General features: G+C 63.0%; 23 protein-coding genes, 1 tRNA gene and 1 other RNA gene. 7 read left to right on the forward strand and 18 right to left on the reverse strand.

From position 1 onward, the window contains the following. Positions 1 to 342: 342 nt before the first annotated feature. Positions 343 to 2,910, forward strand: coding sequence for a hypothetical protein (locus ACP5E6_RS09600; protein ID WP_427954011.1), 2,568 nt, complete (start codon positions 343 to 345; stop codon positions 2,908 to 2,910). A gap of 83 nt (positions 2,911 to 2,993) precedes the next feature. Here ACP5E6_RS09600 and ACP5E6_RS09605 read toward each other — a convergent pair whose 3' ends face one another. From ACP5E6_RS09605 to queC, 3 genes are all read right to left on the reverse strand, one after another. Then, entirely contained in the window at positions 2,994 to 4,157 is a 1,164-nt protein-coding gene (locus tag ACP5E6_RS09605; protein ID WP_427954012.1) for an MFS transporter, read from the reverse strand. A gap of 132 nt (positions 4,158 to 4,289) precedes the next feature. Next, entirely contained in the window at positions 4,290 to 5,702 is a 1,413-nt protein-coding gene (locus ACP5E6_RS09610; protein ID WP_427954013.1) for an NAD(P)H-dependent flavin oxidoreductase, read from the reverse strand. 216 nt (positions 5,703 to 5,918) lie between these two features. Beyond that, positions 5,919 to 6,638, reverse strand: a complete 720-nt coding sequence (gene queC, locus ACP5E6_RS09615; RefSeq protein ID WP_427954014.1) for a 7-cyano-7-deazaguanine synthase QueC — start codon at positions 6,636 to 6,638, stop codon at positions 5,919 to 5,921. Positions 6,639 to 6,868: 230 nt separating this feature from the next. Between queC and ACP5E6_RS09620 the strand changes: the two genes are divergently transcribed. Then, positions 6,869 to 7,684 (forward strand): tetratricopeptide repeat protein, encoded by an 816-nt coding sequence (locus tag ACP5E6_RS09620; RefSeq protein ID WP_427954015.1) that lies wholly within the window; start codon positions 6,869 to 6,871, stop codon positions 7,682 to 7,684. 81 nt (positions 7,685 to 7,765) lie between these two features. Here ACP5E6_RS09620 and ACP5E6_RS09625 read toward each other — a convergent pair whose 3' ends face one another. The 6 genes from ACP5E6_RS09625 to ACP5E6_RS09650 form a co-directional block, all read right to left on the reverse strand. Beyond that, positions 7,766 to 8,296, reverse strand: a complete 531-nt coding sequence (locus ACP5E6_RS09625) for a hypothetical protein (protein ID WP_427954016.1) — start codon at positions 8,294 to 8,296, stop codon at positions 7,766 to 7,768. 29 nt (positions 8,297 to 8,325) lie between these two features. After that, positions 8,326 to 9,483, reverse strand: coding sequence for an aminotransferase class I/II-fold pyridoxal phosphate-dependent enzyme (locus ACP5E6_RS09630; RefSeq protein ID WP_427954017.1), 1,158 nt, complete (start codon positions 9,481 to 9,483; stop codon positions 8,326 to 8,328). Continuing rightward, positions 9,480 to 10,040 (reverse strand): 5-formyltetrahydrofolate cyclo-ligase, encoded by a 561-nt coding sequence (locus tag ACP5E6_RS09635; RefSeq protein WP_427954033.1) that lies wholly within the window; start codon positions 10,038 to 10,040, stop codon positions 9,480 to 9,482. The genes ACP5E6_RS09630 and ACP5E6_RS09635 overlap by 4 nt, the downstream gene beginning before the upstream one ends. Before the next feature lie 74 nt (positions 10,041 to 10,114). Continuing rightward, a non-coding RNA gene (gene ssrS / locus ACP5E6_RS09640) (6S RNA) lies at positions 10,115 to 10,272 on the reverse strand. Positions 10,273 to 10,281: 9 nt separating this feature from the next. After that, positions 10,282 to 10,605, reverse strand: a complete 324-nt coding sequence (locus tag ACP5E6_RS09645) for a cell division protein ZapA (RefSeq protein ID WP_427954018.1) — start codon at positions 10,603 to 10,605, stop codon at positions 10,282 to 10,284. Position 10,606: 1 nt separating this feature from the next. Next, positions 10,607 to 10,804, reverse strand: a complete 198-nt coding sequence (locus ACP5E6_RS09650) for a hypothetical protein (RefSeq protein WP_427954019.1) — start codon at positions 10,802 to 10,804, stop codon at positions 10,607 to 10,609. Between the two features lie 95 nt (positions 10,805 to 10,899). On the opposite strand from ACP5E6_RS09650, the gene ACP5E6_RS09655 reads away from it, so the two are divergent. Next, the gene (locus tag ACP5E6_RS09655) at positions 10,900 to 11,538 is read left to right on the forward strand and encodes a DedA family protein (RefSeq protein ID WP_427954020.1); all 639 of its coding nucleotides are present in this window, start codon (positions 10,900 to 10,902) and stop codon (positions 11,536 to 11,538) included. Beyond that, on the forward strand, positions 11,538 to 12,404 hold the full coding sequence (locus ACP5E6_RS09660) for an SDR family NAD(P)-dependent oxidoreductase (RefSeq protein ID WP_427954021.1): 867 nt from the start codon (positions 11,538 to 11,540) through the stop codon (positions 12,402 to 12,404). Before ACP5E6_RS09655 ends, ACP5E6_RS09660 begins: the two co-directional genes overlap by 1 nt. A 209-nt stretch (positions 12,405 to 12,613) precedes the next feature. Here the strand turns inward: ACP5E6_RS09660 and ACP5E6_RS09665 are convergent. From ACP5E6_RS09665 to ACP5E6_RS09705, 9 genes are all read right to left on the reverse strand, one after another. Continuing rightward, positions 12,614 to 12,705: transfer RNA gene (locus tag ACP5E6_RS09665), tRNA-Ser, on the reverse strand. Positions 12,706 to 12,821: 116 nt separating this feature from the next. Then, the gene (locus ACP5E6_RS09670; protein WP_427954022.1) at positions 12,822 to 14,003 is read right to left on the reverse strand and encodes an acetate/propionate family kinase; all 1,182 of its coding nucleotides are present in this window, start codon (positions 14,001 to 14,003) and stop codon (positions 12,822 to 12,824) included. 39 nt (positions 14,004 to 14,042) lie between these two features. Beyond that, a complete protein-coding gene (hemN, locus tag ACP5E6_RS09675) occupies positions 14,043 to 15,407 on the reverse strand; it encodes an oxygen-independent coproporphyrinogen III oxidase (RefSeq protein ID WP_427954023.1) in 1,365 nt (454 codons plus the stop codon). A gap of 85 nt (positions 15,408 to 15,492) precedes the next feature. Next, positions 15,493 to 16,194 (reverse strand): CBS domain-containing protein, encoded by a 702-nt coding sequence (locus ACP5E6_RS09680; RefSeq protein WP_427954024.1) that lies wholly within the window; start codon positions 16,192 to 16,194, stop codon positions 15,493 to 15,495. 252 nt (positions 16,195 to 16,446) lie between these two features. Then, positions 16,447 to 17,094, reverse strand: a complete 648-nt coding sequence (locus ACP5E6_RS09685; protein ID WP_427954025.1) for a PEP-CTERM sorting domain-containing protein — start codon at positions 17,092 to 17,094, stop codon at positions 16,447 to 16,449. A 211-nt stretch (positions 17,095 to 17,305) separates the two neighbouring features. Further along, complete coding sequence (locus ACP5E6_RS09690) at positions 17,306 to 18,439, reverse strand: glycosyltransferase family A protein (RefSeq protein WP_427954026.1); 1,134 nt, start codon at positions 18,437 to 18,439, stop codon at positions 17,306 to 17,308. Further along, positions 18,436 to 19,119, reverse strand: coding sequence for a hypothetical protein (locus ACP5E6_RS09695; protein ID WP_427954027.1), 684 nt, complete (start codon positions 19,117 to 19,119; stop codon positions 18,436 to 18,438). Before ACP5E6_RS09695 ends, ACP5E6_RS09690 begins: the two co-directional genes overlap by 4 nt. Beyond that, positions 19,116 to 20,267 (reverse strand): DegT/DnrJ/EryC1/StrS family aminotransferase, encoded by a 1,152-nt coding sequence (locus tag ACP5E6_RS09700; protein WP_427954028.1) that lies wholly within the window; start codon positions 20,265 to 20,267, stop codon positions 19,116 to 19,118. The genes ACP5E6_RS09695 and ACP5E6_RS09700 overlap by 4 nt, the downstream gene beginning before the upstream one ends. A gap of 117 nt (positions 20,268 to 20,384) precedes the next feature. Continuing rightward, the gene (locus tag ACP5E6_RS09705; protein ID WP_427954029.1) at positions 20,385 to 21,086 is read right to left on the reverse strand and encodes a CBS domain-containing protein; all 702 of its coding nucleotides are present in this window, start codon (positions 21,084 to 21,086) and stop codon (positions 20,385 to 20,387) included. 175 nt (positions 21,087 to 21,261) lie between these two features. On the opposite strand from ACP5E6_RS09705, the gene ACP5E6_RS09710 reads away from it, so the two are divergent. The 3 genes from ACP5E6_RS09710 to ACP5E6_RS09720 all read left to right on the forward strand — a co-directional run bounded on the left by ACP5E6_RS09710 (position 21,262) and on the right by ACP5E6_RS09720 (position 23,257). Then, on the forward strand, positions 21,262 to 21,783 hold the full coding sequence (locus ACP5E6_RS09710; RefSeq protein WP_427954030.1) for a hypothetical protein: 522 nt from the start codon (positions 21,262 to 21,264) through the stop codon (positions 21,781 to 21,783). 43 nt (positions 21,784 to 21,826) lie between these two features. Beyond that, positions 21,827 to 22,732: an ADP-polyphosphate phosphotransferase gene (locus tag ACP5E6_RS09715; RefSeq protein WP_427954031.1), complete on the forward strand. Its 906-nt coding sequence runs from the start codon at positions 21,827 to 21,829 to the stop codon at positions 22,730 to 22,732. Positions 22,733 to 22,933: 201 nt separating this feature from the next. Next, positions 22,934 to 23,257: a hypothetical protein gene (locus ACP5E6_RS09720; protein ID WP_427954032.1), complete on the forward strand. Its 324-nt coding sequence runs from the start codon at positions 22,934 to 22,936 to the stop codon at positions 23,255 to 23,257. Positions 23,258 to 23,382 lie beyond the last annotated feature (125 nt).

Genomic DNA, 23,382 nt, shown 5'->3' on the forward strand with positions numbered 1-23,382 from the left:
CGATCGGCGTCAGCAGCGCGAGGCGGATACCCGTAAAAACTGCGAGCAGCAGAAACAAGCCGGCCAAACCCCACCGATCGAGCCGGAGCATATTTAGGAAACGCCTCATCACCCCGACCATGCCCGATTTCACGACACTTGCCATCCGCATCCCGGCGCCGATAGACCGGGTCCTGTTTGGTCGCTATTACTAACCCTTCACTCACCCGCCCTTGATAGGCACCGTATGCCACGGAGACGCTCTTGCCGCATTCGCCTCAGCTGGAGCCTGTCCCCACGCTACTCGACCGCCGCCCATGGCTTGTTCTCCTCCTCCTAATCATTGCGCCGCTGATTGGCCACATGCCATCAATCCTATTCGGGCTCAGTTCTAACCCGATCTGGGTCGAATCCGGCGCGGTGGTCGGCGTTGGTTCGCCAATTCTGGCGGGTTCACCGTTCGACGATCCCAATGTTGGATGGACCAATCAGGCGCTCGGCCACCTCGCCGCCCAGGATTGGCTGCATGGGCGGATTCCTTGGTGGAATCCCTATTCCGGCATTGGTTTGCCGCTCGCTGGCGAGATGCAGCCCGCCGCAATGTTCCTGCCCTTTGTCCTGCTACTCGGGTTTCAGGGCGGTATTGTCTGGTTGGAATTGTCGCTTCAGGTTTTTGCGGGAATTGCCACCTTCCTGCTGCTGCGCCGGCTCGATCTTGGGCGTGTGAGCGCATTGGCTGGAGCGTTGCTGTTCGAATTCAACGGTACCTTTGCCTCAGTGCCGGGTGAGACAATCCTGAACGTCATGCCGTTTCTGCCATTGTTATTACTCGGCATCGAATATGCGCGCGCCCCCGGCGAAGCAAGGCGCGCGATCATCGTCGTGGCGCTGGCGATCGGCGGCTCGCTCCTCGCCGGCTTTCCCGAAGCCGCTTATATCGATGGCTTGATGGCGCTATTGTGGACGGTTTTTCGTGTCTTCGGCACATCAAACCGGCTGAGGTTCCTTCTGCGCATTGGCGTCGGCGGCGTGATCGGCCTGATGCTGGCCGCCCCGCTCCTGGTCGCCTTTGTCGATTTCTCCGCGCTCACAAACGTCTTTCAAAACCACACGATCGGCGGCGTCGCGCTCGATCTGCGTGGGCTAGGGCCAGTCGTTATGCCCTATGTTTACGGCCCACTTGGCACCAGCCTGGGCAGTAACCTTCTGCTGACAATTTCGGGCGGTACCGGCGGCTATATCGGCGCCGTCTTCCTGCTGTTCGCGATTATCGGCGCGCTGATCGAGCGGGATCGGCCTATCGTCGTCATGCTCGTGCTATGGCTTGTCCTTTGCGCGGGGAAGACCTTCGGTTTTCCGCCGATTATGAGTGCGATGAATCTATTGCCGTTCATGAAGGACACCGAATTCTTCCGCTATTCCTCACCGTCCTGGGAACTTGCGGTGATTATCCTGATCGCGCGCGCGCTGGACAGCCCGAACCGGCAGTCTCACCGCTATCTGATCGCCTTGGCCGGCACGGCGGTGATCTTGGCTTTCGCCATCGATCTGGCGTGGCCGTGGGCGCGGGCGTGGCATTGGTCGGACGCCAACCGGATGATCATGACGAAATGGCTACTGCGCGCGGCGGGATTTCAATTTATAGCGTTGCTTGCGGCATCGATCGCGTGGCTGACTTCCGATGCGGGCGCACGACGATGGCGTGTTGGCGGCATTCTGGTACTTTATTCGATGGTGCTGCTGGCCGTGCCGCAATTTTCCGGCGTGAAACCCGGAAAGATAGATCACGCCGCGATCAATTATCTTAAAGTCCACACCGGGCTTGATCGTTTTTACTCTCTAGGCCCCATCCAGCCGAACTATAGCGCCTATTTCGCTATTCCCAACATCAACCACAACTATCTACCCGTCGCCCTCAACTGGACCGATTTTGTCGAAAAATCGCTTTTCCCTTCGGTTGCGAGCCAGGATGGCGGCATATTTTGGGCGCCCTTCCCGCCGATGCAAATCACGACGGCTGTTAACGATCTTCAACAACATGTTGCATCATATCAGTTTCTCGGGGTGCATTATGTTATCGCAAGTCCAGGCGTCCAACTGACATCAACGGTCTCGATGCCGGATCAGGAGGCAACACGGGTCCCATTCCAACTTAACCGAGGCCAGTCGCTCACGCTTGATCGTGTCGCGCCGGCGATCATGTCACGGTTGGGTCCCATTTCGGAGATCGGGATTTTCCAGGGCAATTACGCCAATACGGCCACCGGTCGCCTCGCAGTCAAGCTGTGCGCCAATCATCAGTGCTCGTCAGGAACAGCTGACTTGGCGCATTCGGCTGACAATAGTGCCTTCCGTGTCAATCTGGCTCCGCCGATCACGATCCGTCCTGGCGAGCGTTTCAGCGTCACGGTAAGTCACGCTTCCGGCAGTCACCCCGACGCTATTTGGCTATGGTCTCATCCAGACGCAGGCCAGACCCTGGTAACCGGAACCGGACAAGTTCTCACCGGGCGCACCATCCAACTCGTTTTCGACACCGGTGCCAATACCCGCGATTTCCAGCATGTTTACAGTGATCATCTGATGAATATCTGGCGTCTCCATGGCGCCGATCCTTTCTATACAACGGCAGGCAGCGCCTGTTCGCTGCATGACGCCCGTCTGAACCGCGTCGTCGCGCTGTGCGACGGCCCCGCCACGCTGACCCGCCGCGAATTATTCATGCCGGGCTGGCACGCAACGATCAACCACCAGCCGGTACCGATCCGGGTTGATCACCAAATCGCCCAGCGGATCAGATTGCACGCCGGTCGGAATGGCATTGTCTTCCACTTCGCGCCCCCCTTTGTCGGCTTCGCCTGGATCGGCTTCTGGATCGGTGTCGCGGCACTCCTGTTGATCGGAGGGTTGCCTAGAGCGATATGCGATTAAGTTGACGCGGTAGCGGCAACATAATCGCATGAAATCGCTCGAAAAAATACAGAGTTAGAGCGTTAAGCTGAAAGCATAACGCTCTAAAACCGTTTGGGCACAGGCTCATGCCGCTCCAGGCGGAACGCCGTGATCGCAACCACCAATCCCAGCACCGCCAACGCCGCCCCGATCAAGGGCAAACGCGCATAACTCACCCCAACGCCGAGCGCCGCGCCACCCAGCCAGGCGCCGCCGGCATTGCCCAGGTTGAACGCCCCTTGATTGATCGTTGAGGCCAGATTGGGCGCATCCCGCGCATGATCGATCACCCGCGTCTGCAACGGCGAAACCATCGTGAACACCGCAACACCCCAGATCGCGATCACCGCAACCGCCAGCACCGAATCGGACGCCACCAGCCACAGCATCACCAGCACCAGAGCAATCGCCGCAAGGGTACCCATGATCGTCCGCGCCGAATGCCGGTCCGCGAGGCGGCCGCCCAGCAAACCGCCAATCGTCAACCCACTTCCGAACAGAAGCAGCACGAAACTCACGCCGTGCGGGGTCACGCCCGCGACATTTTCCAACAGCGGCGCAATATAGGTGAAAACGCTGAACAGGCTGGCCGAACTCAGCACCGCCATCAGCATCGCGAGCAGCACTTGCGGGCGGCCCAGAATCCGCACCTCATTCAAAATCCGCCCCGATCCGCCCCGCAGATCACCGGGCAAGAGCACCGCGATGGCGACCATCGACACCACCCCGATCACCACCACGGCGCCAAACGTCGCCCGCCAGCCCGCCGCCTGGCCCAATATCGTCCCCGCCGGCACGCCCAGAACATTTGCCATGGTCAAACCCAGAAACACCAGCGCCACCGCCCGCGCCCGCCGCTCGCGCGGCACCAGATCGGCCGCGACCACCGAACCGATGCCAAAGAACGCGCCGTGGGACAGCGCCGTGACCACCCGCGCCGCCATCATCGTCCAATAGCCCGGCGCCACCGCGCACAGCGCATTGCCGATGACGAACACGCCCATCAGCGATATCAGCGCCACCCGCCGGTTCCATCGCCCAACCAACACCGCCACGAAAGGAGAACCGAACGTCACCCCGAGCGCATACGCGCTCACCAGGTAACCGGCCTGTGGGATCGAGACGGAAAAATCATGCGCCAGTTCAGGGAGCAGACCGACAATGACGAACTCGCTGGTGCCGATCGCGAAGCTCGCAACGATCAGGGCGATCAGCGGCAGCGGCATGGCCACCTCACCGCGACGACGAAGGACCCGAACCCATCCTGCCGTCCCGCGCCCGATCCATGCGCAACGCCACCCAGAATCGGTGCCGGGCAACCGCCGCGGCGCAACCCGCTCTCGCCGGCCGATCCGCGCTCAGCGCCCCGTCATGATGCGCTCGAACAATTGCTTCACCGTCGGGATGAAACCGTTCGAGTAGAACGGGTCGGTCGCGAAACGATAGCCGTTATGCCCGCTGAACATCAGATTGCGGTTGACCGACTCGGGATTTTCGCCGTCATGGGCAATGTCCTGCAAGGTTTTCTGAATACAGAAGCTGCGCGGGTCGGCTTTCTTGCCGGTCGAGAAATCAGGCTCTTCCTGGGCCCAGTTGGAAAACCGGCAATGCGACAGGCAGCCCATGCAATTGACCTGATCGCGCCGGATCTCCTCGGAGGCTTCCGGCGTTTCGAACACCAGGGTCGAATCGGGCGTGCGCAACGCCTCGGTATAGCCCTCGCGCTCCCACCCCTCAACCCGGCGCAGATCGGGCACGGTCAACCAGACCGGACGTTTGCGGGGGCCTACACCATATTGGGCGGTATGGGCCCCAACCGGTTCGGTCGTGTAGGCCACCTGACGCTCATTTCGGGCACGCAACGACTGGATGAAATCATTGTTCACCGCACTCGAATAGAACCCCGTCGGGGAAAACCGATTGAGGAATATATCACCAGCCTTGAGTGTGAGGAGTTTTTGCTTCCAGACATTGCTGATCGGGCTTTCCTGGGTCAACAGGGGGCGGGTGCCAAACTGGAACGCGATCGGGCCGACATCCGGATTGTCGAGCCAATCCTCCCATTCCTCCAGCCACCAAACGCCGCCGGCCATGATGATCGGTGTCGCATCCAGCCCGAATTCGCGCATCTGCCGGCGCAGCGCGATCACGCGGGGGAGGGGATTTTCCGGCTTGGTCGGGTCTTCCGAGTTGGACAACCCGTTGTGTCCGCCGGCGAGCCAGGGGTCCTCATAGACCACCCCCCCCATCAGATCGGCCGCTTTATGGTAGGCGCGCCGCCACAAGGCGTTGAAGGCGCGGGCCGAGGAGACGATGGGATAGTAATGCACGTTGAATTTCGCGGCGATCTCCGAGAGCTTGTAGGGCATGCCGGCACCGCAGGTAATGCCATTGATCAGCCCCTTGGCGCCTTCGAGAATGCCGGTCACCACACGTTCCGCGGCGCCCATTTCCCAGAGAATATTGGCGTGGATACGCCCCTGACCGTTCGACTCCTCATAGGCACGCCGCGCCTGGGCGATGCCCCCATCGATCGCGTAGGTCACCAGCTCCTCATGCCGCGCGCGCCGCGTACCGCCATGATATAATTGCGGTATCGGCCGGCCGTCCGCATCATACGTGTCGGCATTTACCGCGCTGAACGTCCCGACGCCGCCCGATGCCGCCCATTGTCCGGCGGACTGCCCGTTGGAAATCGCCACGCCCTTGCCACCCTCGACCAGGGGCAGCACATCGACGCCGCCCATCCGGATCGCGTTGATCGTTCTCATTGCTTCGGCAACCTGTTCATCGCGCTGCGACTTTTCCTAAACATGCAATCAGGCGCGATCAGCCGCGCCGGCCGTGGGCTTGGTCCTCGTGGATACGGCATGGGTCCCGACATCAGCAACGGCATTGTCGGACCCCCTCGCTACCGTCGCGGTTGTTTAGCACGGATCTGAGGCGCTAAACAGCAGTGACGCTACCCGTCATGATCGATTTTGTCATCATTCGTCCATATTTCCGGGCGCGACGTACCGAAACCACCCGGATGCCCGCAGCGCGCAAGCCGGACAGTCACCGCAGCCATAACCCCAATCGTGCAAAACATCCCGCTCGCCCTTGTAGCAGCTATGGCTCGCAACCCGCACGATCTCCACGAGCTCACGCCCGCCCAGCGCTTCAGCCAGGCGCCAGGTCGCGGCCTTATCCCGGTCCATCAACGGCGTATCGATCGTGATCGGCCGATCCAGACCGAGCGCGAGAGCGGCTTGCATCGCCGCCATCGTGGATCGCCGGCAATCGGGATAACCGGAATAATCCGTCTCGCACATGCCGCCAACCAGCACGCCAAGCCCGCGCCGATAGGCCAGGGCAGCGGCATAGGTCAGAAAGAGCAGATTCCGGCCCGGGACGAACGTATTGGGCAGCCCGGCCTCGGTCGTGGTGATCTGGATCGCACTGGTCATCGCCGTCTCACCCAGAGCAGTCAGCGCCCCGGCGATATCGAGAAGATGATCCGCGCCAAGCTCCCCCCGCCAGGGTCGTTCCCGTGCAATCGCGGCGCGCAACGGCTCACGGCAATCCAACTCGACGGCATGACGCTGACCGTAGAAAAATCCGATCGTCTCCACCCGATCATACCGATCCAGCGCATAGGCCAGGCACGTCGCACTGTCCTGCCCTCCGGAGAACAAAACGAGCGCCGCTGCCGTGTCGGAAATCATCATCGTTCCTACCTGCCCGCGCCGCTCCCGGAGATCAAGCCGCGGTCGCCGGGGCCATGACGCGAACCACAAAAATTCCAAGCCAGCCGGGCGCGGGGGCATGATAATTGCAGGCCTGACACGCTCGCACAACAGAGATCGGCGTCTGGGGATCGCGCCCTCGGATTGCTATATCGATAACGAAAGCGTGATCGTCTGATTGAACCGGACGCGCCCCATCGGAGAGGCCTGTGAGTAGATTGAATTTCCCCCGTATCGCGATCATCCCCCGCGTCGCTATGATCAGTGTCGCCATCGCGGTGTTTCAGATGCCGGCGCACGCCGATATCGGCCCGACGCCGCAACAATTGCAGAGCATGATTGCGCAAGGCCACGAAAAAGCCGCGCTGACGGAATTGCAGAGTGTCATTCGGGCTCATCCGCAAAGTGGCGTGGCCTGGTTCCTGGTCGCCGAGGCGCAGGATGCCGAGGGTCATCGTGATGCCGCCCGCCGTGCCTTGGCGAAAGCCGAAAATATTTCTCCCGGTTTGCCATTTGCGCGGTCCGATCGGGTTGCCGCGCTCAAAGCCCATCTGACAGAACCGCCGGTCGGCTCGGGCTCTCGCATCAGTCCGGTGGTTCTCGTGATCGGCGGATTGGTCGGCTTGTTCTTATTGCTGCGACTATTCGCGCGCTCCCGGCGCATCCCATCGCTTCCGACCAACCAGGGCGGCTTCGGCAGCCCGGGGATGGCGGCCGGTGGTTCGCAACCGTTCGGACCCTTCGGTGCTGGACCCCAACCGACCGCAATGGGAACATCAGGGTCAGGAATTGGCGGTGCGCTCGTTTCCGGACTCGCCGCTGGCGCCGGGTTTGCAGCTGGCGAGCGGCTCATCGACGACCTCACCGGCGCCACCCGCGGCGGGCGCGATACCGAGGCCGGCCCCGCCGATGATCCCACCCCCGTGCCGGATCGCGACGACGGCTTGTCCAATCAAGCCGGTTGGGACGACAGCGGTTCCACCCAAGCCGACGACGATACGCTCGATAATAATAGTGACTGGTAGCCTGGGAGTGATTGGTAGTCTGGGCCCGCATATCTGACCGACACCCCCCGGTGCGGCCTGGGGCGTGTTGGAACATCGCTCTCACCAGCGGTCGGAATAGTAAGCCTCGTGCCAGTGGTGCGGCCGCGCGTTATCGGGTACCGCCCCGAGATAGGTTCGGTATGCGGCGATCCAGTTGCCGGCCATCATGGCGCGCGCGCGTGCCAGTGACAGGTCGTGCCGGCACACAAGCCGCACCATTTTCTCCTCAAGCCGATCCTTGGCATAGGCGCCCCAATCACCCGGCCCAAGGTGGGGCTCGGGCCATAAGTTCAACGGCGAATCGGGGGAACCGCCGAGATCAAGCGGGATCAGATGGTCTTCCTCATATTTCCAGGGTCGCCGATCCGCATAGCCATAGGCCCGGATCTGCGCCTTCTTGAGTGGTTCGGTATAGCTGACCGGAGGGCGTATCGTCCTGGTCCAACCACGGACGCAAATGGTGGCGTCGATTGTATGTTCGTTGACCAACGGGTTGATCGCGCCCGGTGTCATCACAGCATTGGGGAGCGGCGATTGCGCCCACGCGATCAACGGGACGGCCAGCGCCGCAATGGTGAATAAAAATTTCATATTCACGTTATAGCGCCAAATTATTGAGATCAGGTTAGCATCGCCAGCCCGTTACGCAGCCGATCCATCGCACGGACCAATTTTTCCGGGCTCTGGGCAAAACACAGCCGCAAATACCCCTCGCCGGTCGCGCCGAACGCGATTCCGGGGGCGACCGCGACCTTGTGCTCGATCACGAGGCGGCGCGCCAACGTCAGGCTGTCGGTAACGCCATCGATTCGTGCGAATGCGTAAAAACTCGCGGCCGGCGCCCGTAGCTCAACGCGGTTCAACCCGGCCAGCCCATCCAGGACAATCGCCCGTCCACGCGAACAAAAATCACGGAATTCCACCACGAAATCCTCGCACCCCAATGCCGCCAGCGCCGCTTCCTGCGAAAACGGCGCAACGGTCGAATGGGTCGCCTCGGTCAGTTCGCCAATGGCGTCACGCAGGCCAGCGGGGACCACCAGCCAGCCGACACGAAATCCGGTCATCGCCCAGGTTTTTGAAACCGAGTTAGCGACAATCACCCGATCATCGTCGCGCGCGTGGTCCAGCACCGATGGTGCCGCCGCGGCGCCATCGAAGGTCAGACGCGAATAGACCTCGTCGGAGAGCAGCCACACGCCATGTTGGCGGCAGAGCGCAAGCAAGGCCCTGATTTCGACATCACTCGCCATCCAGCCGGTCGGATTGTTCGGAGAGTTCAAGCAGAACACCCGGGCACCAGGAAGCACCTTTGCCAACCGGGCCAGATCGAGCCGGAAGCCGCCGGCGCCATCCTGATCCAATCCAAAGCGAGTGACCTCCGCACCACGCGCCAACGCCGCGCCGGCCAGGTTCGGCCATTCCGGTTCATGAATAACAACGCGGTCGCCCGCCCGCACGATTGCGGCGAACGCCACCGAAATCGCCGCCATGCCAGACGCCGTCACCACGATGCGCCCTTCATCGACCGGCTGACGATGCAAATCACTGAGATACGCCGCCAGCGCCGTCCGCAACGCGGCCTTGCCACGACTATCGACATAGCGTGTGTCGCCTGCCGCGACCGCGCGAATCAATGCCGCGGTCGCCGCCGCGGGTGGCGCGAAATCCGACTCGCCGAACGCGAGATTCTCAACCGACGGATCCCCGAAGGCGAGACGCCCGACGTCTCCGATTTTCGATCGGGGTATCTGGGTTATGCCCATCAGCGCGTTCATGCCAATCGCTTGTCCATTTCGATCACTTCGTGTTCCGTCGCCACCGCATCCAGCCGCTGATCAGTCGCGCTCACCGGCACCTGCGCCAGTTCCTGCACCGCGTAGGCGCATCCCAACCGGTATGCCGCCGGCAAACCGGCAAGGGTCCGATCGTAATATCCCGCGCCGTAGCCGAGGCGATTGCCGGCCCGGTCGAACGCCAACAGCGGCACCAGGAGAAAATCCGGTGTGGTGATATCGCCATGCGGATGTGACGTGCCGAACCGGCCCGCCACCAGCGTATCGCCGGGTCGCCAACGCCGGAATACCAAGGGCAGACCGCGCCGCGGCGTCTGCGGCAGACACAGCGTGTGCCCGCGCGCGGCGAGTGCGTTCATCAGCGGGCGCACATCGATCTCATCGGCAATCGGCCAAAACCCCGAGACCACCGCGCCTCGTGGCGGGACGCAGCAAGCAAGCACCGCCGCCGCGAGCCTCTCGCCGAACGATGCCTGCGGGGCGCCGTCAATTGCCGCGCGTCGCGCCAGGGCCGCCGCCCGCGCCTGGGCCTTCAGCATCGTCACCGAGTCACGATCCACGGGAAAAGACAGCCCACCACACTTTAGAACGGGAGCGCGAAGCAAAACGGGAGTGCGAAGCCACCCTGGCCGTTGGCGATGTCATCCTCCCAAGGCCTGCAGAGCAGGTGGGCGCCGGAAATACCAGAACCACGGTTCTGACAGAGCCAGCTCCCTGGGAGTACTTATTGGCCCCGGGGATGAACGTGCCTGACGCACCGGGCAGCCTCGCCCTGATCATTTAGGACTCTGCGAGGTCCGCTGCAATCTCTTCCGCGCGCGCCGCGATACGTCGCAGCCGTGCATTATGCTCAGGTGAGGCCAGTTTGGCGGATTTGCCGGATGTCGCCTTCTCGAGCGCCGATTTCGTGTCGTGCAATTCGTCGGCCAGCAGCAGCGCCGCCAGAACGAGCAGCCGGGATTCGCCGGATTGGCCGCCGATCGATTTGATACTGGTGATCCGCCGATCGATCTCGGACGCCATCTCCACGAGATGCGGTTCCTGCCCGTCCTCGCAACTGACCGCATATGAATAGCCGTTGATCCGAATGGTGATTTGGGCCATGTCACTTGCTCTCCGTGGGGCCGATTGCCGCGAGCGCCTCGCGCAACTGCACGATCATTCGATCCAGTGCGATGACCACGGATTGGCGGGTCGCGTCGGGCGACGATCGTCCCGCCGGCCGGTTCACGTGTTCAGCAATGCGTCCAAGAGCCGCTTCAAGGCGGTCAAGCGTATCGATTTCAGTTTCCGGCTCACTCATGCCATGGTTATCGGAGATTTTGCGTTACATGTGAAGTCAGGAAACCACGACAACCGCGCCGCGCCGGCAAAAACACACGCTCAATCAAGGAAACGATGGTCCATTTCATTCATCACGCGCTGGAACCCTGGATTGCCGCCTACGGTAGCATCGCCGTTGCGATCCTGGTCATGCTCGAGAGCCTCGGCCTGCCGCTGCCCGGTGAAACCGCGTTGGTCTCCGCTGCGATCTACGCCGGAACCACCCACCGGATCGATATTGCCGTGCTGATCGCAAGCGCTGCTCTCGGCGCCACGCTCGGCGGCATCGCGGGTTACTGGATTGGACGCCAAGCCGGCTACCCCGCCATTTTGCGTCATGGGTCGCGCATCGGCCTTACCGAACGCCGCCTTCTCGCCGGGCGCTGGTTATTTGCCAACCACGGCGGCAAAATCGTCGTGTTCGGTCGTTTCTTTGCCGTATTGCGCGCCCTCGCCGCGCTGCTTGCCGGTATCACCATGATGGATTGGCGGCGCTTTCTGTTGTTTCAAGCCGCTGCGAGCCTGATCTGGGCGCTGATTTACGGCGGTGCCGCCTATATCTTTGGCAAACAGATGGCCCATATCGCGGGTCCGGTCGGCGTCGTCATCGCGGTCGTGCTGATCATCGCCTTGCTCGTCGGCGCGTTACTGTTTCATCGCCATGGCGACCGGTTGGAACGCATCGCCGCCGACCATGCCCAGCGGGAACTATGATGACCGGACATCTCGTCATCGCCGGACTCGGCTACTCTGGCGCCGCCATCGCCGCCGCCGCGCGCGACGCGGGCATGAACGTCACCGCCACGGCCCGAAATCCGGCGGGCAAACAGGCACCGGACGGGATCACGCTCATCCCTTTCGATGACGCGGGCGATGCGATTGCCGCCGCAACCCATCTGGTGATCACCGCCTCACCCACCGAGGCGGGCGACCCGGTGCTGATCCGCCACCATGCCGCGCTGCAAGCCGCTCAGAATCTGCGCTGGATCGGCTATTGCTCGACCACCGGCGTCTATGGTGATCACGCGGGCGGCGCGGTCGATGAATCGACCCCACCCAATCCCGGCACCGATCGCACGAAACGCCGCGTGACGGCTGAACGGGCCTGGTGCGAACAGGCCCGCCATCGCGCCGTCGACATCTTGCGCCTTGCCGGCATCTACGGGCCGGCTCGCTCGGTGTTCGATGATCTGAGCGCCGGAGTTGCCCGCCGGATCGATAAACCCGATCACAAATTCAGCCGTATTCACGTCGAGGATATCGCCCACGGCACACTCGCCGCCATCGCCACGGCGACGAGCGGCGTTCGCATCCTGAACTTCAGCGACGACGAACCCGCCGCCAGCGCCGTCGTGATCGCCTACGCCGCAACATTACTCGGCATCGCGCCGCCGCCGCTGATCCCGTTCGACGATGCCAAACGCAGCATGTCACCCATGGCGCTCTCGTTCTGGAGTGAAAATCGCGTCGTGCTCAATCGGCAAACCAAAACCCAACTCAACCTCGCCTGGCGCTATCCGACCTATCGGGAGGGTCTCGCCGCCATCATGGATCACCAGAGCCGCGCGACAAATTCATAAAACCGGTCCATGACTCAATGCCGATCCCCATAACAAGCCACCGCCCGCGGCCAGGCCCAGTCGCCTGAACCAAAGTTTTCGCCAGCTCGGCAAACGGCACTCCGCATCTTGATGCCATTTCCCACCGTCGACGACGCGCGTCACCCCGTTTCGGTCAATGCGCTGCGGCAACGATCGTGCCCCGCTCTTATCCCAATCAATCAAGAGGGTGGCGGAGGGGATGGGATTCGAACCCACGAGACGGTTTAACCCGTCTAACGGTTTAGCAAACCGCCGCCTTCGGCCACTCGGCCACCCCTCCGCCGGGGTACACGGCGTATGCACGCTCGCTTCTAGAGAGGGCGGAGGGGTTCGTAAAGGGTCGTCAGCGTGAACGGGTCCGGCCGAATGCGCGGCAACGGCGCCACACGATCGTCTTCAGGCCGGTTCGCCCCGCAACATTTCGACCGTATGGCGGGCGATCATCGCCTCTTCATCGGTCGGGATCACCCAGACGGCAACGCGTGATGCGCGCGAACTGATGATCGGGCCGTGGCGCTGGTTCGCCGCATCGTCCAGCCCGATCCCGAAATGGGCGAGTTTATCGCAAATCATGCGGCGCACCGGGGCGGCGTGCTCACCAATACCGGCCGTGAAAATCAGCGCATCGACCCCGCCGAGCGCCACGGTGAGGCCCGCAATTTCTCGCGCGGCGCGGTAGCAGAACAGATCGACCGCCAGAACAGCGTCAGAACTCGTGCTCGCCAGCAGATTCCGCATATCCGCATCGAGGCCCGAAACGCCGAGCAACCCGGACTCACTATAGAGGATGTGGCTGATCTCGGCCGCCGATCGCCTTTCCTGCTCGATCATGTACAACACAACACCCGGATCAAGCGCGCCGGTGCGCGTGCCCATCATCAATCCATCGAGTGCGGTAAATCCCATGCTGGTGTCGATCGATCGGCCCCCCAGCATCGCGCAGGCACTGGCGCCATTGCCGATATGGGCGGCAATCACCCGCCCCGCCGCCGCCGCTGGATCAAGGGCTGCAAACCGCGCCGCGATGAATTCATAGGAAAGACCATGAAACCCGTAGCGCCGCACGCCCGCCGCATGGTAACGCGCCGGCAGCGGCAGGCGGGTCGCAACCTCGGGCATCGCGTGGTGAAACCCGGTATCGAAACAACCAATCTGCGGCAGATCGGGGCGCAGCGCCGTCACAGCCCGTATCGCCGCCAGATTATGCGGCTGATGCAGCGGTGCCAGCGGTGTCAGACGGTCGAGCGCAGCCATGATCGTGGGATCGAGCCGCACCGGCGCGGAAAAATCGGTGCCGCCATGCACGATCCGATGCCCGACCCCGATCAGCCGGTCGGCGCCGAGATGCGTCTCGGCCCAATCGAGCAGCGGCCCCAGCAGATCCTCATGCGACAGCGCGGCGCCATCAGCCCAGTGCCGGTCCACTAGCACCGCCCCGTCATGATCGAAGCCCTGGAAATGCGGCGCTTCGCCAATCCGCTCGATCTCGCCATAGGCGACGCGCGCGCCGGATTTTTCGATCAAGGCGAATTTGATGCTCGATGAACCGGCATTCAGCACCAGTACCGCGTCAGCCATGCCGATCCGTCTCCGTCAGTGCCGTTCGATGCCGCCCGATCAGATCGCCGCCGCGTGCCGTGCCACGCCGGGCGCGGCGCTGGCGTCAAGATACGCGTCGAAACAAGCCGCCGCATGGCGGAGAAAAGGCCGTGCGGTCTCGGGCAGGGTAATCACCCATCCCTCCCGCACCAGCAGGCCATCCGCGGCCAGGCGATCGAGCTGCGGCAACGCGGCGTCGAACCGCGCGACATCAAGCCCCGCCGCCGCCGCAAGACCAGCGACATCAACCGTACAATCGCACATGATCCGCTCGATGATCTGCCGGCGCAAGCGATCCTCGGCATCGAGGGCAAAGCCCCGCGCGACCGCAAGATCCCCAGCCTCGATCGCGGCCAGATAATCGGCGGTCCGCGTCAGATTCTGGACGTAGCCCTGGGGCAGCGCGCCGATCGAGGACGCGCCGAAGCCGAGCAGAACATCGCCTTCATCGACGGTATAGCCCTGGAAATTACGCGCGAGCCGGCCGGTCCGCGCCGCCTCGGCCATGCGGTCCCGCGGCTTGGCGAAATGATCGAGACCGATCCGCCGATACCCGGCGGCGACCAGAAGCGTGGCGGCGCGATCCTGCTGCGCGAAGCGTTCCGCCGTATCGGGCAGGGCGCGCTCGGCGAGTACCTGCTGGCGCTTCTGCATCCACGGCACGTGCGCATAGCCAAAGAGCGCGATCCGGTCCGGATCGAGGGTCAACACCGCCGCGATGGTCGCTTCGAGCGAGGCGATGGTCTGGTGCGGCAACCCATAGACAAGATCGAGATTGATCGATGTCGCACCCGCCTGCCGCGCCGCGTCGGCGGCAGCACGGGTCTGTTCCAGCGTCTGATGGCGGCCGATCGCATCCTGCACGGCGGGCGCGAAATCCTGCACCCCCAAACTCGCCCGCCCGATGCCGAGTGCCGCGAAATCAGCAACCGCCGTCTCCGGCAGCGTGCGCGGATCGATCTCGATGGCAACCTCGGTCTCGCCGTCAAACGCGAAACAGCGGCGCATCGTTCGATCGATCGCACGCATCAACGCAGGCGGCAGCGACGTTGGCGTGCCGCCGCCCCAATGAACATGCGCCACCGAAAGCCGTTGCCCAATTGCGTCAGCAACCCGCTCGATCTCGCATTGCACCGCCGCCGCATAGCGTTCGAGCGCGCCCACGCTATGAACCACGCTGGTGTTGCACCCGCAGAACCAGCACATCTGTTCACAGAACGGCACATGCACGTAAAGTGACAGCCGCGTCCCCGGCGCAATGGCACCGAGCCATCGCCGCACCGCCCCATTGCCGACATCGCCGCCGAAATGCGGCGCGGTCGGGTAGCTGGTGTAACGCGGCAGGCGGCGATCGTGACGGGCGAGAAGCGCTGAACGTTCCATGACGATTGACTAACCCGCCGCCACCACGCCGGCATTGATCTCGATCAAATCGAACCGCGACCCAAGCCGGTCATCCCACCGCCGCTCAGAACGTGCCATAGGCCAGACCGCTGACCGAATCGACCAGCAGCATCTGATCGACCACCGATTTCACGCCTTTGGTGTTTTCCGCGATCACCAGCAACGCCCGCCGCTCGGCATCGCTGAACACCGACCCGGCCAGCGTCGCGACACCCTCGTTGACAACGACCGAAACCGCCCCGCGCGGTGCCCATTTCGATTGCGCGATCGCGTTGCGGATCATCGCCGCGCTGGTATCATCCGGCACCACGGCGTCATCGACCACGAGAAGCTTGTTGATCAATGCCGCGAGCATGTTCCGCCGGCTGAGCATGCCGATCAGAACGCCGCCCTTCACCACCGGCACCTGCTTGATGTGGCGCGCCTGCATCAAGGCGACGGCGTCGTTCAAACTCGTGTCGGACGTGACAGTTTGCACATGCTCGGTCATCACCTCGCGCACATGGCGGCCCCGGGTCTTGATGAAATCGCGCGCCGAGGTCTCCGGCGCCAAAAATCCCCGCCACCAGCCGATTTCCGGCGCGGTCTCAAGTTCCGGACGGCGCAACAGATCGCCATCGGTCACGATACCCAGCAGGACGCCGTCACCATCGACCACCGGCAGCGCCGACAGATTCCGATCGAGCATGATCCGCGCCGCATCGACGATGGTTGTGCCAGGCCCGACGGTCACCGGGCCAATCGTCATGATGTCGTTGATATTCATGTCTTCCTCCTGAACACAGCACGGTAATTGTAGCAGCCGATTCGAAACCAGGCCTTGATTCAGGTCAAGAGAACGACATTCTTCGACCGTTCACAGACTCAACTCCATCTATTCTTCACCAACCCAAGCAGATCGATCCCTCGCGATCCCGGACCCGCCGGTTCCACGTGCCTCGCCAACGCCAAAGGGGCCGGGACATTCCTGCCCTCGGCCCCCCAACCGTTCAGCCGGATGCTTCGTTCAGCCGCGCGGTCAGAGCCAGCGGCGGCGGCGGACCACCGCGAGGCCGAGCAGACCCGAGGCGAGAAGCAGAAGCGAGCCCGGCTCAGGCACTTCGGTCAGTGACGCCGTGGCCGTGAAACTGCCGGTGGTTGCGCTCACGCCAGGGAAGAACGGCGAATTCGATCCCAGAGCGAATGTGCCGCTGTCAGTGCCGCTGTAGCCATAGGTGAGGCTATAGCCCTGATAGGACACGGTGCCCGGATTTTGGCCACTCAACAGAATATAATCGATCACGCCGACCAGCACCGGATCATACGCCGTGGTGCCGGCGATCGAGAGCGTGTCGATCGCGGCGGTCAGATTACCAACGCTGCTGTCGAACACCGGCGAAGTGCCGCTGAGCACCGTCGCGCCGTTCACGGTCACCGAACCCCCAAGGGTCAGATCATAGGGCGTCGTCGATGACGTGAAGCTGTTGGAGAAGCTGAAATCGCCGGAAGCCACGCTATCGAACGTGCCGGACAACCCGGCGACCGTGGTGCCGGTCGTGTTGACGGCGAATTCACCATTGGTCAGGCTGATGGTTGCGACCAACGGGCTCGCCATGGCGGGAGCGGAAGCGCCGAGGCAGAGCGCCGCGACACCGGCAATCGCCGTCATAATTCGGATCGAACCCATGTTTGAAGACTCCTTATAATTTTTATGGAAAATTCTTCTTTTCCACATCAACTTCAGTTAACCTTAAGTTAATTATGCGGGTCAGATACGCAAAAGTCAACCTGACATTTATAGGGATGCCGGTTTTCACAGTAATGAAATGAGAGATCCCCGCCCAAAATACCGCGATGATGAAACAATCACCATTGTTTCAACCTTTGATTGTCCATCATCAAGAGTCTTCGCCCAGAAAATAAGTCACGCTCCCCGCCACGGTCAGTTCAACAATCGTGCTCCGCGGCAATTCAGCCCGTCCCGCGGTCCAGCGCCAGGCCGCCTCGCCGGGGTGCCAGCCGCGCACCAGCGACGGCGCCATCAACATATCGCGCCCATCGAGCACCAGGCTGGCGAGCGAAACGCCGAGCGGCCGGCGATCGAGCGATTGCAGCGCGAACCCGCGGCGGGACACCAGGGTCAAACGCGCGGCGTCGGGCACCACAAAACGGTAGCGCCCGCCCTCGCGCAGCGCATCGATCCGGACGCCATCCGCCTCGATATGCAAATCCGGATCGGTGGTGATCTGACCCGCGCGCTCCGCCGAGGCGAGAATCGCCTGTTCGGCCTGCGCCTTGTAGGTCTGGCTATACATATAGGCGTTCCGGCTCTGCATGTCGTAAGCCGGATAGTCGAATATATTCAGCAGCGACAAATGCCGATGCCGCACCTCGGTGCTGATGGCGGTGCTGAAGCCGAGTTCGAGCAAACGCTCATGCAGATCGGCATCGCTCGCAGCACCGGCAGCCTGGATCGCGGCGGTCCGCACCAACAATAACCGCCCCGCCGGATTATGCGGCGAGAACACAAGCTGATCGGCCTGCGCCGGGCGGTGGCGCTGGCGTTCGGGATCGTGGTGATGCGTGATGTCGCGGATTTCCAGCTCGGTCAGATGCGGCGCCGCCGCGCGCGCGCGCTCCAGCGGCACGAAATCATCGGCATCGACCAGCGAACCCAGCAGCGCCAGCGCCGGATCGGCCGCCAGCAGCGCCGCCATGCGCGCGAGCCAGCACGCATAAGATCCCGCCAGCAGCACCACGTCGGATTCGATGAAGGCGAAACAGTCATCCGCCGCGTCCAGCCGCGCGATGATCGCCTCGCGCACCAGCGCCGCCTCGTTGCGCCGGAGCCACACCACCTCCTGCAGCATGCCCCGCCGCTCGAACCCCTCGATCACCGGACGAACCAGATGGTCGTCGGAGGCCGAATCGATCAGGATGAATTGGCACGGCGTCCGGGTCAGCCGATACAGGCTGTCGAGACAGGCCCAGAGATAGATCGGCCGGTTGCGCGACAGAATAAAGACCTTCACGAATCCCCATCCCGCGCCCGCCGCCGGCGCCGCGCCGCGAGGCTGATGTCGCGGGCCGGATTCCCCGCCACCCTCATGCCCGCCGGCACCGATTTCGTCACGACCGCGCCCGCATACACCACCGCCCCCCGCCCGATCCGGATCGGGCGCGCCCGCGTGCCGTTCACGATCGCCGCCCCCACGCCGATGAACACCTCCGCCTCGATCAACACCCAACCCGCGATGTTCGACGTGCAGATCGTGGTGAAATCCCCCACCGTCGCATCATGCGCCAGCGTGGTCATCGGCTGGATCTGGACATGCCGCCCGATCGACACATTCGGCCCGATATAGTTCGGCCCGCCGGTGAAACTGCCCTCGCCATAGGTGAAATCCGCCGCGATCGAGGGCCAGTCGCCACACATCGACCCGAATTTTCCCCCCGCCGCCGCGATTCGGTCGACCAGATCCCGCCGCGCGCGCGGATCACCGATCGTCACGATCACCGGCACATCGCGAAACGCGTCCCGCCAGCGCTCGAACCCGATCACCGGCACATCGCCGACGCATTGTCCCGCGGCGGCGAAATCGTCGATATACGCCACAATCCGATGCCCACGCGGTGCAAACACCCGCTCGATCTGTTCGCGCACCGACAGCGCATGGCCGGTCGATCCATAGAGAACGATCTCCCCGGTCATGCCCGCACCGACGCAAGGCAGCGCACGACCCGCGTCACCGAAGCCGGCTCGATCTCCGGATAGATCGGAATCCCGATCAGCCGCGCGGCGACCGATTCGGTTTCCGGCAGCGCCGCCACCGCGCCCCCCGCGAAATACGGCTCACGATGAACCCCGCGCCCATACCAGAACCGGTGCTCGATCGCCGCATCGCGCAACGCCGCGACCATCGCCGCCGCCTCGGCAACGCTCGACGCCAGCGCCATCGCGTAATTCGAGGCGATCACCGGCCCCACCACAACAATATCGGCCACGCCGTGATCGACCGCCGCGGCCCGATACAGCGTATTGACCCGGCGATACCCGGCCGCCCGCGCCGCCCAGCCATCCAGCCCCGCCAGCCCGACCGCCGCGTGATACTCGCTCATCTTGCCGTTGAAGCCGGCGGATCGGCTCGAACGGCTGAACAGAAACCCGAAATTCAGCGCCTGCGCGCAGCGTTGCAGCCCCGCGATGTCCGACCAGATCACCGCCCCGCCCTCGCCGGTCGCAAAGGATTTGGTCGCATGAAAACTCAGCACGACCGGAACCTCGCCGGTCGATCCCGCCGGATCATCCACCAGCGCCTCGAAGGACGCCGCGGCATCAATCACCACGGCGACGCCATGCGCCCGCGCGAACGCCGCCCAGGCCGACTGGTCGTGCCCCCGGCCATAAGGGGCGACCGCCAGCACCACCCCGGCCCGCGCCAGCGCCGGATGGGCGGCAAATGCCGCCGGCGCGGCGGCCCAGGTCGCCGCATCGATATCGACGAACACCGGCCGATAACCGCAGGCCTCCGCCGCCATCGCGGTCGCCACGAACGTATAACCCGGCATCAGCGCATAGGGCCGCTCCGGCGTCGCGCGCCCGGTCTGCGCCAGAATCGCGGCCTGCAACGCCGCCGTGCCGGAGGCCGCGGTCAGCACCGCGCAGCCGGGACAAGCGATCATCGCCTGCAACCGGAGCTCCAGCCGATCCACCAGCGGCCCACGATTGGCATAGTGCTGATGGGTGTCGATCTCGCGCAAATAGGGCATGATCGCCTCGGCCACCGGCAACCGCGCCCGATACACCGGCATCACCGCCACCGCCTGATCCGCATCCCCCCGCAGCCGCGCGTCATTCATGCCCGGCACCAGCGCGCAACCGGCGCGTCCCCGGCTCCAACGCCGCCTCGTCCCCGCTCACCGATCACCGCCCGGACCATCCGCGTCCCTATCACGAAACGCGCGGTACGCCACGGCTCAGAACGAACCGAATGCGACGCCGCTGGTCGAATCGACAAAGATCATCTCATCGACAACCGATTTCACCCCGACGGTGTTTTCCGCGATCACAATCAACGCCTGCCGCTCGGCATCGCTGAACACCGGCCCGGACAGGGTCACGACCCCCGCCTTCGACGCGACCCGCACCGCGTCCTTCGGTGCCCAGTGCGACTGCGCGATCGCGGCCTCGATCATCGACACGACCGCCTCATCCGTCACATTGGTCTCATCGACCTTCTGCAATTTCTCAACCAGCGCCGTCAGAAGGTTGCGCCGGGTCAACAAACCGATCAGCACGGTCCCGTTCACCACCGGCAGCTGTTTGATCCGGTGCGAAGCCATTAATTCGACGGCGTCGACCAGAGGTGAATCGGCCGCGATGCTCAGCAATTTCTCCGTCATCACCTCACTGACATGCCGCCCGCGGGTCTTGATGAACTGGCTGGCCGATGCTTCAGGCGCCAGAAATCCGCGCCACCAGCTGACCTCCGGCGCGGTATCGAGTTCGGGCCGGCGCAACAGGTCACCATCGGTGATGATGCCGAGCAACACCCCCGCCGGATCGGTCACCGGCAGCGCCGACAGATTCTGCTCGAGCATCAATTTCCCGGCATCACCCAGGCTGGCCTCCGGCCGTACCGTAACCGGATCGACCGTCATGATCATGCGGATATTCATGGCATCCTCCTCAATATTGTTGAAACCATAAGGCGAGCCCTCGCCCTATCGCCTTGATCTCGATCAATGTCACGCCGCACGCCATCGTGTAGCGTCGCGCCATCATCGTGGTCGGGCCTCGTATCGGTGAAACCTCATCACCATCTCCTCTCCTCGATATTGATCGGCAAACAACATGACAACGGCTCCATCCCTCGCTCAACTGGGCAACGAATACAACGATTTCCTGTTTTCCTCGGTCGGCGAGGATCCCAGTGGCCTTGGCGTCAGCGTGCTGTCCGCCCTGGCGCGGCAGAATATCGACCCCTGGCAGGAGGCCGCGACCCTGGCGCGGCTGCCCGGCGCCGCCGCGACGCAACGCCTGGCCGGCTTCATCGCCCCTCTGTCGAAAACCCCGCGCGATGCCGGCGAAGCCGCCAAAACCGCCGCGCGGCTGATCGGCCTGTTGCCGCGCAACACCGTCGTTTCCCTGCCCTCCCTCGGTGCGGCCGCGATGCCGCCGACGATCGCGGGGGTTCCCATCCCTTATTGGCGCAGCCTGAAAGGCAAGAACCTTCTCCTGTTCGTCTCGGTGCTGATGATCCTGCTCCTGAGCCTGGGCTATCTGGTCGGCAACCCGATCAAACATCTGGAGCAACCGGCGCCGCACCATCCGGCGCCCGCGACCCCGGCCAGCGTCGCCACGCCGAAACAGTGACGCGACCCGCCCGCCCATCACCGTTCCGAGCAGGATACCGGCCATGCCAATCGATTTGAACGATTTCCGCGTCAAACCGGGCGCGACCGTCAATCTCCATAAACACCCCACCCTGGTCGACCCGCTGTTTGACTCGAAAAAACAGTACCACAAACTGCTCGACGATCACGTCGCCCGCCTCAGCGCGCTGCAGCAACTGCTCTACGCCGCCAACAGCCACGCCATTCTGCTGATTTTCCAGGCGATGGACGCAGCGGGAAAAGACGGCGCCATCAAGCATGTCATGTCAGGGGTCAACCCGCAGGGCTGCCAGGTGTTCAGCTTCAAACATCCAAGCTCCACCGAGCTTCAGCATGATTTCCTCTGGCGCACCACCCGCAATCTGCCCGAGCGCGGCCGCATCGGCATTTTCAACCGATCCTATTACGAGGAAGTGCTGATCGCGCGGGTACATCCCGAAATCCTGGTCAGCGAGGCCCTGCCCAAACCCCCGCACGATGCCACCACGCTCTGGCACGATCGCTACCGTTCAATCACCGATCTCGAACGCCACCTCACCCTCAACGGCACGATCATCATCAAGTTCTTCCTGCATCTGTCAAAGGAGGAGCAGCGCAAACGCTTCATCGACCGGATCGACGATCCCGCCAAGAACTGGAAATTCAGCACCGCCGATATCGAGGAGCGCAAGTTCTGGGATCACTACATGACCGCCTACGAAGCCTGTCTCGCCGCCACCAGCACCGAAGCCGCGCCCTGGTACATCGTCCCGGCCGACAACAAGCGCAACGCCCGTTTGATCGTCTCGCAAACCATCCTCGAGACGATGGAATCCCTCCATATGAGCTATCCGAAAACCACCCCGAAACGCCATGACGAGCTGCTCGCCATCCGCAAGCAACTCGAGGAAGGCCACCACGGTCACGCGAACAACGACGGGTCTCACTGACCCGCGCCGCGCCGGCAATCGAGCGGAATCAATGTTCAGGGAACATTGGTATTCCTCCCCATCGATGTCTGCCGGTCATCGAAACGATACCTGGACCCAGGGGATCATTGGTTCCATCCTTTAGTCGTCGGGTGAACAACCAGACGACAATACAGATGTAATCAATACTTCATCTTCGAAAACCAGGAGGATCTCATGACCATGAAATTACGCGCAATCATGACAGCCGCGATATGTGCCGCGATCGTGGCGCCAGGCGTCGCCCTTGCCAGTCCCGGCGGCGGCGCCGAAGGCGGTGCCGCATTCTCCACCATGGTCGGCACCCATATCTATTCGCCCGGACCGATCGTGTCGTCGCAGCCCTTTGAACTGGAAATGGCGATCTCCGCCCCCGCGATGATGGCGATACATACCGACATGATGCAGCACCCGAGCATGGCCGGCACCCATACCATTGCCTGCACCATGAGCGCGGTCCCGCACCACCGGGGCATGGTCGTTCTCAGATGCATCCCCGGTTCCTAGAGCGATATGCGATTAAGTTGCCGCGGCAGCGGCAACATAAACGCATGAAATCGCTCGAAAAAACATAAAACTAGAGCGATATGCGATTAAGTTGCCGCGGCAGCGGCAACATAAACGCATGAAAT

The sequence above is a fragment of the Acidiphilium sp. genome, assembly GCF_049977125.1.
Taxonomy (GTDB): Bacteria; Pseudomonadota; Alphaproteobacteria; order Acetobacterales; family Acetobacteraceae; genus Acidiphilium.